Annotated in this window: 7 protein-coding genes; all 7 read right to left on the bottom strand. The window is 66.8% G+C overall.

The features are described 5' to 3' along the window. On the bottom strand, positions 1 to 1,015 hold a 1,015-nt coding region (locus J7E68_RS05330; RefSeq protein ID WP_215170548.1), incomplete at its 3' end, for a phenylalanine--tRNA ligase subunit beta. Next, entirely contained in the window at positions 1,015 to 2,055 is a 1,041-nt protein-coding gene (gene pheS / locus J7E68_RS05325) for a phenylalanine--tRNA ligase subunit alpha (protein WP_215170546.1), read from the bottom strand. The genes pheS and J7E68_RS05330, both read right to left, overlap by 1 nt. Before the next feature lie 49 nt (positions 2,056 to 2,104). Continuing rightward, the gene (locus tag J7E68_RS05320; protein ID WP_215170538.1) at positions 2,105 to 3,028 is read right to left on the bottom strand and encodes an amino acid ABC transporter permease; all 924 of its coding nucleotides are present in this window, start codon (positions 3,026 to 3,028) and stop codon (positions 2,105 to 2,107) included. Continuing rightward, complete coding sequence (locus tag J7E68_RS05315; protein WP_215170536.1) at positions 3,025 to 3,672, bottom strand: amino acid ABC transporter permease; 648 nt, start codon at positions 3,670 to 3,672, stop codon at positions 3,025 to 3,027. Before J7E68_RS05315 ends, J7E68_RS05320 begins: the two co-directional genes overlap by 4 nt. Positions 3,673 to 3,734: 62 nt before the next feature. Beyond that, positions 3,735 to 4,607 (bottom strand): glutamate ABC transporter substrate-binding protein, encoded by an 873-nt coding sequence (locus J7E68_RS05310; RefSeq protein WP_215170534.1) that lies wholly within the window; start codon positions 4,605 to 4,607, stop codon positions 3,735 to 3,737. Between the two features lie 46 nt (positions 4,608 to 4,653). Next, positions 4,654 to 5,403 (bottom strand): amino acid ABC transporter ATP-binding protein, encoded by a 750-nt coding sequence (locus J7E68_RS05305; protein ID WP_396652484.1) that lies wholly within the window; start codon positions 5,401 to 5,403, stop codon positions 4,654 to 4,656. A 353-nt stretch (positions 5,404 to 5,756) separates the two neighbouring features. Continuing rightward, positions 5,757 to 6,544, bottom strand: a 788-nt coding sequence (locus tag J7E68_RS05300) for a TAXI family TRAP transporter solute-binding subunit (RefSeq protein ID WP_215170532.1), incomplete at its 5' end; no start/stop codon positions are given.

The following is a 6,544-nucleotide window of genomic DNA, read 5'->3' as shown; positions in this document are numbered from 1 at the left end:
TCTCGGGGGTGCCGCCGCCCATCACACCCGCGGGCCCGATGGGTCCGGATTCATCGGTGATGAGAAGGTCTTCGACGTGCAGCGCCCGCTCCTGGCCGTCGAGGGTCTTCATCTTCTCGCCGGCGCTCGCGCGGCGCACGGTGATCCCGCCCGCGAGCTTGTCGAGGTCGTACCCGTGCAGCGGCTGACCGAGCTCGAGCATCACGTAGTTGGTGATGTCGATCAGGATGCCGAGCGAGCGCATGCCGGCGAGCGACAGGCGCGCGATCATCCATGGCGGCGTCGGGCGTGAGGGGTCGACGTCGCGCACGACGCGCGTGACGAACTCGCTCGCACCGACGCGGCCACGCACGGGGGCGGCGTCATCGACGACCGCCGTGTGGCCGGAGCCGGGCTGCAGCTCGGCGAAGTCGCGCTCGGCCGGGTCGCGGAATGTCGCGCCGGTGGCGTGCGAGTACTCGCGGGCGACGCCGCGGAGGGAGAACGCGTATCCGCGGTCGGGCGTGACGTTGATCTCGACCGCGACGTCGTCGAGGCCGAGCAGGCTGATCGCGTCGGTGCCCACTGGAGCATCGATGCCCAGGTCAGCCAGCACCAGGATGCCGTTGTGCTCGTCGCCCAGGCCGAGCTCTCGTGCCGAGGCGATCATGCCGTCGGACACGTGACCGTAGGTCTTGCGCGCGGCGATCGGGAACGGCCCTGGCAGCACGGCGCCGGGCAGGGTCACGACGACCTTGTCACCGGCGACGAAGTTGTGCGCGCCGCAGACGATGCCGCGGATGCCGCCGTTCGCCTCACCGACATCGACCTGGCACCAGTTGATCGTCTTGCCGTTCGACTGGGGCTCGCCCTCGAGAGAGACGACCTGTCCGACGACGACAGGACCCGAGATCTCGAAGCGGTGGATGTCCTCCTCTTCGAAGCCGACGGTCACCATCGCCGCGAGAACGTCCTCCGGCGTGGCATCCGCTGCCAGATCGACGTACTCACGCAGCCACGAAAGCGGGACGCGCATCACACCACCATCCCGTACTGCTCGCTGAATCGGACATCGCCCTCTGCCATGTCGCGCATGTCCTGCACATCGCTGCGGAACATGAGTCCTCGCTCGACGCCCATGCCGAACGCGAAGCCGCTGTACACGTCGGGGTCGATCCCAGCCGCACGGAGCACGTTCGGGTTGACCATGCCGCAGCCGCCCCACTCGATCCAGCGCGCACCGCCCTTGAAGGTCGGGTGCCACAGATCGAGCTCGGCGGACGGCTCGGTGAAGGGGAAGAAGTTCGTGCGGAAGCGCGTCTTGGCCTCCGGGCCGAAGAGCTGACGCGCGACGTGGTCGAGCGTGCCCTTCAGGTGCGCCATCGAGATGCCCTTGTCGACGACCAGACCCTCGAACTGGGTGAACACCGGCAGATGGGTCGCGTCGAACTCATCGGTGCGGTACACACGACCGGGGCACAGCACATAGATCGGCACGTCGCGGTCGAGCATCGACCGCACCTGCACGGGGCTCGTGTGCGTGCGCATGACGAGGTGACGCGACGCGGGGTCGACGTAGAAGGTGTCCTGCTCCTGGCGGGCGGGGTGATCGACGTCGAAGTTCAGGGCGTCGAAGTTGAACCACTCGTGCTCGAGCTCGGGCCCCTCTGCGATCTCCCAGCCCATGCCGACGAAGATGTCCGAGATCTGCTCGCTGAGCAGAGTCAGCGGATGCCGTGCACCGACCCGCGTCCGCGAGGGCACGGCGGTGATGTCGACCCGCTCGGACTCGAGGCGTGCTGCCACCTCTGCCGCGGCGAGCTCGGCCTCCTTGGCGGAGAGCGCCTTGGTGACCTGACCGCGGCCCTGGCCGACGAGCTTGCCGAATGCGGCCTTGTTCTCGGGGGCGACCTGGCGCATCGACGCGTTCAAGACGGCGAGCGGAGATCCATCGGCGACGTGGGCGGCACGGGCCGCCTTCAGCTCGGTGGTATCGGCGGCCGTGGTGATCGCTTCGAGTGCGGCCGCGACGGCGGCTTCGACCGCTTCCGGGGTGATTTCGGGAGACTCAGACACGAGACAGGAGTCTACCGGCGCGAGGCGGTCGCCCTGCGCCGGTAGACCGTCAGATCGTGCCCGGTCCGCCGCCCTGGTCGAACTTGCCCGCGCCCTTCTGCATCGCGATCACCTGCGTCATCGTCGACTCGTCGTCGGCTGCGACGTTGCCCGCGGCGTGGATCGCCTGGACCTTGGGCGAGCGCCGCGTCTTGATCTCGACCCAGCGCGCGATGCCCGAGAGGATCAGGCACATGATGATGTAGATGCCGCCGATGACGAAGGCGGACTGCAGCACCGGACGGCCCTGCTGCGACGTGAGCTGCTTCGCGAAGTACAGCAGCTCGGGGTACGTGATGATGAAGCCGAGTGCGGTGTCCTTGAGCGTCACCACGAGCTGGGCGACGATGACCGGGAGCATCGCTCGGATCGCCTGAGGCAGCAGGATGAGGCGCATGACGCCGCTCTTGCGCAGACCGATCGCGTAGCCGGCTTCCCTCTGACCCCGCGGGAGCGACTCGACGCCGGCGCGGATGACCTCGGCGAGCACAGATCCGTTGTAGGCCATGAGAGCGAGCACGACGGCCCAGTACGGGTCCATCTTCACGCCCACCACGGGAAGGCCGTAGTAGAGCAGCATCATCAGGACGAGCACCGGCACCGCTCGGAAGATCTCGGTGACCACGGTCACCGGCACCCGCACCCACGCGTGATCGGACAGCCGCCCGATCGCGAGCACGAATCCGAGCGCGAGGCTCAGGATGCCCGCGAGAGCGAAGGCCGCGAGCGTGCGCCCGAGTGCTCCGAAGATCTGCGTCCACACGGCGCTGAACGAGAACACGTACCACCGCGACGCGTCGAACTGGCCGCTGACGTAGAACCGGTAGCCGATGAAGCCGAGCAGCAGGAGCACGACGATCACGGTGGCGACCCCGAGGAACCTGTTGCGGAGGATGGCCTTGGGGCCGGGGACGTCGTACAGGACGGAAGTCATCGCGCGATCCTCCACTTGTTCTCGAGATATCGCTGGAGCCAGCTGAGGAGCAGCACGAGGGCCACGAAGATCACAGCCACCCAGAGCAGGACGACGAGTGCGTTCTCACCGCGCTCGCTGAGGTACGAGCGGATCGCGCCGAGGTCGAGCACCGAGAAGCCGGCGGCCACCGTCGTGTTCTTCAGCAGCGCGATGAACACGCTCATCATGGGAGGAACCACCGAGCGGAAGGCCTGCGGAAGGACGACGAGGGTCATCACCTGCCCGAACGGCAGACCGATCGCACGAGCCGCCTCTGCCTGCCCCACCGGGACGGTGTTGATGCCGGCGCGGAGAACCTCGGCGACATAGGTGGCGGTGTAGATGCCGATCGCGAGGATCGCGAGGATGGTCGTGCTGAGCTTCGGCAGTCCGAGCTGCGGGTAGCCGAAGATGAAGAAGAAGAAGACCAGGGTCAGCGGGGTGTTGCGGATCAGGTTGACGTAGACCGTCCCCACGCCGCGCGCGATCGGGATGGGTGACACCCGCATCGCACCGACGATCAGGCCGATCACGAGCGCGAGCACGGCGCCGCCGAGGAAGATCGTCAGGGTGTTCCCGAGCGCTCTGCCCCAGAGGTCGGTGTTGCCGAAGATGACGTCCACGCCGCCTCCCCTTCTTGAGTGTGAGGAGGGTGCGGCTCAGATGGGCCGCCCCCTCGGATCGATCAGTCGACTGCGGGCTGGCTGACTTCGATGCCCGACGAGCCGCGGTTCTTGTCGAAGATCGCCTGCCAGATGTCGCCACCGTCGGTGAAGAGCGTGTTGATGTGCTCCTGCAGAGCGGTGTCGTCCTTCGCGAGGCCGACTCCGTAGCGCTCCTCCGTGAACGGCTCTCCGACGACCTTGAGGTTGTCGGGGTCCTGAGCGGCGTAGCCGATCAGGATGGCCTGGTCGGTCGTGACCGCCTGGACCTCACCCGAGAGCAGCGCCTCGACGCATGCCGAGTACAGGTCGAACTCCTTGGTCGGAACCTCGGGGTAGTTGTCGCGGATGTTCTGGATCGGGGTCGATCCGGTCGCCGAGCAGACCGTCGTGTCGGCGTTCAGATCGGCTTCGCTCTCGATGTCGCTGTCGGTGCCCACCAGCAGGCCCTGACCCGTGATGAAGTACGGGCCGGCGAAGGTGATCTGCTCCTTGCGCTTGTCGGTGATCGAGTACGTGCCGACGTAGTAGTCGATGTCGCCGTTGACCAGCGCCTGCTCGCGGTTCGCCGAGGCGATCGCCTTGAACTCGATCTTGTCCTCGTCGTAGCCGAGCGAGGCGGCGATCCAGCGGGCGATGTCGACGTCGAAGCCGGTGCGCTCGTTGGTGGTGNNCTTGACGCCGATGACGACCTTGTCGCGCTCCTGGATGGCGTCGAACGTCGGGCTGCCTTCGAGCTGGACGTCGTCGGCGACCTCGAACCAGGTGGAGTCCTCGCCCTCTTCTCCTCCGGTGCCCGCGCCGGGGCTGGACGGGCTGCCGCTGTTGCAGGCGGTGAGCGCGAGCAGCGCTACTGCCGCGATCCCGATTCCTGCCAGTGTCCGTGTGCGTCGCATGTGCGTCTCCTTCGTGTGCTGTGTGTGCAGGGTCTGTGGGTCTCGATCAGTGCGTGAGGAGCTTCGAGAGGAAGTCCTTCGCACGATCGCTCTTCGGGTTCGTGAAGAACTCCTCCGGCGTCGCCTCTTCGACGATCCGACCGTCGGCCATGAACACGACGCGGTTCGCGGCCTTGCGTGCGAAGCCCATCTCGTGCGTCACGACGATCATCGTCATGCCGTCGCGGGCGAGCTCCACCATGACATCGAGGACCTCGTTGATCATCTCGGGGTCGAGGGCGCTGGTGGGCTCGTCGAAGAGCATCACCTTCGGCTGCATGGCGAGCGCTCGCGCGATGGCGACACGCTGCTGCTGCCCTCCGGAGAGCTGAGCGGGAAGCTTGGTGGCCTGCTGGGCGACGCCGACGCGGTCGAGGAGCATCATGGCCTCCTTCTCGGCATCCGCCTTCTTCATACCGCGGACCTTGATCGGGCCGAGTGTGACGTTCTCGAGGATCGTCAGGTGGGCGAAGAGGTTGAATGACTGGAACACCATGCCGACGTCGGCTCGCAGGTTCGCGAGTCCCTTGCCCTCGGCGGGCAGCGCCTTGCCGTCGATGCTGATCGAGCCGCTCGTGATCGTCTCGAGACGGTTGATCGTGCGGCACAGCGTCGACTTGCCCGAGCCCGAGGGGCCGATCACCACGACCACCTCTCCGGCGTTCACCGTGAGGTCGATATCGGTGAGCGCCTGGAAGTCGCCATAGTGCTTCTGGACGTTGTCGACAACGACGAGGGGCTTACCAGTGGTCATCATTTCTCCAAACTAGCCAGGTCGATCACTCGGCTCCACATCGAGCCGTCGACATTTACACGTTCGTAACCACGCGGCAGGGGTGATTCCGCCCCAGCGGCGGAGTGCCCCACGGCTCGCCCCCGCGAGCCGTGGGGGCGTCCCTGCCGTCGCGTTCGTCCCCCCGGCAGAACGAGACGGCAAGCCTCCGATCGGATGCGATCACGAGACTCTTCGGGGGAGAGACCGAGCCCGCGCCTGCATGAATGGCGTGGGCTCTCTGGCATCTGAATTCTCCGTCGAATCGAGCGCGATCGGTCACCAGGTTGACATGGTCGGATGCACGAGCGAGTACTTCTTGAGGATTTCTTGAGGCCTCAGTCCCGCTCGGCTCGGTAGTACGCCATCGCACCGGGGTGCAGTTCGACCGGCCCCGTGAAGATCGCCTGCCGGCGGTCGAGCAATGCCGCCGCCGGCACGTGCTGCGCGATGCGGGTGCGCGCGTCGAACAGACCGGCCAGAATGTCTCGCACCACGTCGTCAGGAGTGCCGGCTGCGGCGATCAGGTAGTTCGGAACGGCCATCGTGGGCTCCGACTCGTCGAGCCCGTAGAGGCCGACCGGGAAGTCCGAGGGGCGGTAGGCGTCCGAGTACCGCGAATTGACCGCGTTCACCCAGCTCTGCTCGATCGAGAGCAGTCGCACCGGAGTGGTCTCGGCGAGTGCGGCGATACCGGGCGTCGGGATGCCGCCCACCCAGAAGAAACCGTCGATCTCTGCCGACTCCAGCGCTCTGATCGACTCGCCCAGGTCGAGCTGCGGGTCGGTGATGGAGGCGACATCGACATCGGCCGCGTCCAGCACGCGCGCGGCGATGACGTTGACACCGGAGTTCTCCGCTCCGAGCGACACGGTGCGCCCGGCCAGATCGGCGACCGTCTCGATCTCCGAATCCGCGCGGACCACGATGTGGAGGTACTCGTCGTAGAGCCTCGCGACTGCCTGAACCGGCAACGGCTCGTCGAAGGCGCCCTCCCCCGCGACCGCATCCGCGGCGGCATCCCCCTGAGCGAAGCCGAGCAGCGCCTCCCCGGAACTCACCCGCAGCAGATTGTCGACCGAACCGGCTGTCTCCTCCGCCGTCATCCGCACGTCGAGTGCCGTGG

Origin of the sequence: Microbacterium sp. ISL-103, assembly GCF_018613995.1 — a bacterium.
Classification (GTDB): domain Bacteria; phylum Actinomycetota; class Actinomycetes; order Actinomycetales; family Microbacteriaceae; genus Microbacterium.
Note: the sequence above shows the minus strand (reverse complement) of the source record. Positions and strands in the feature narration are given on the sequence as shown.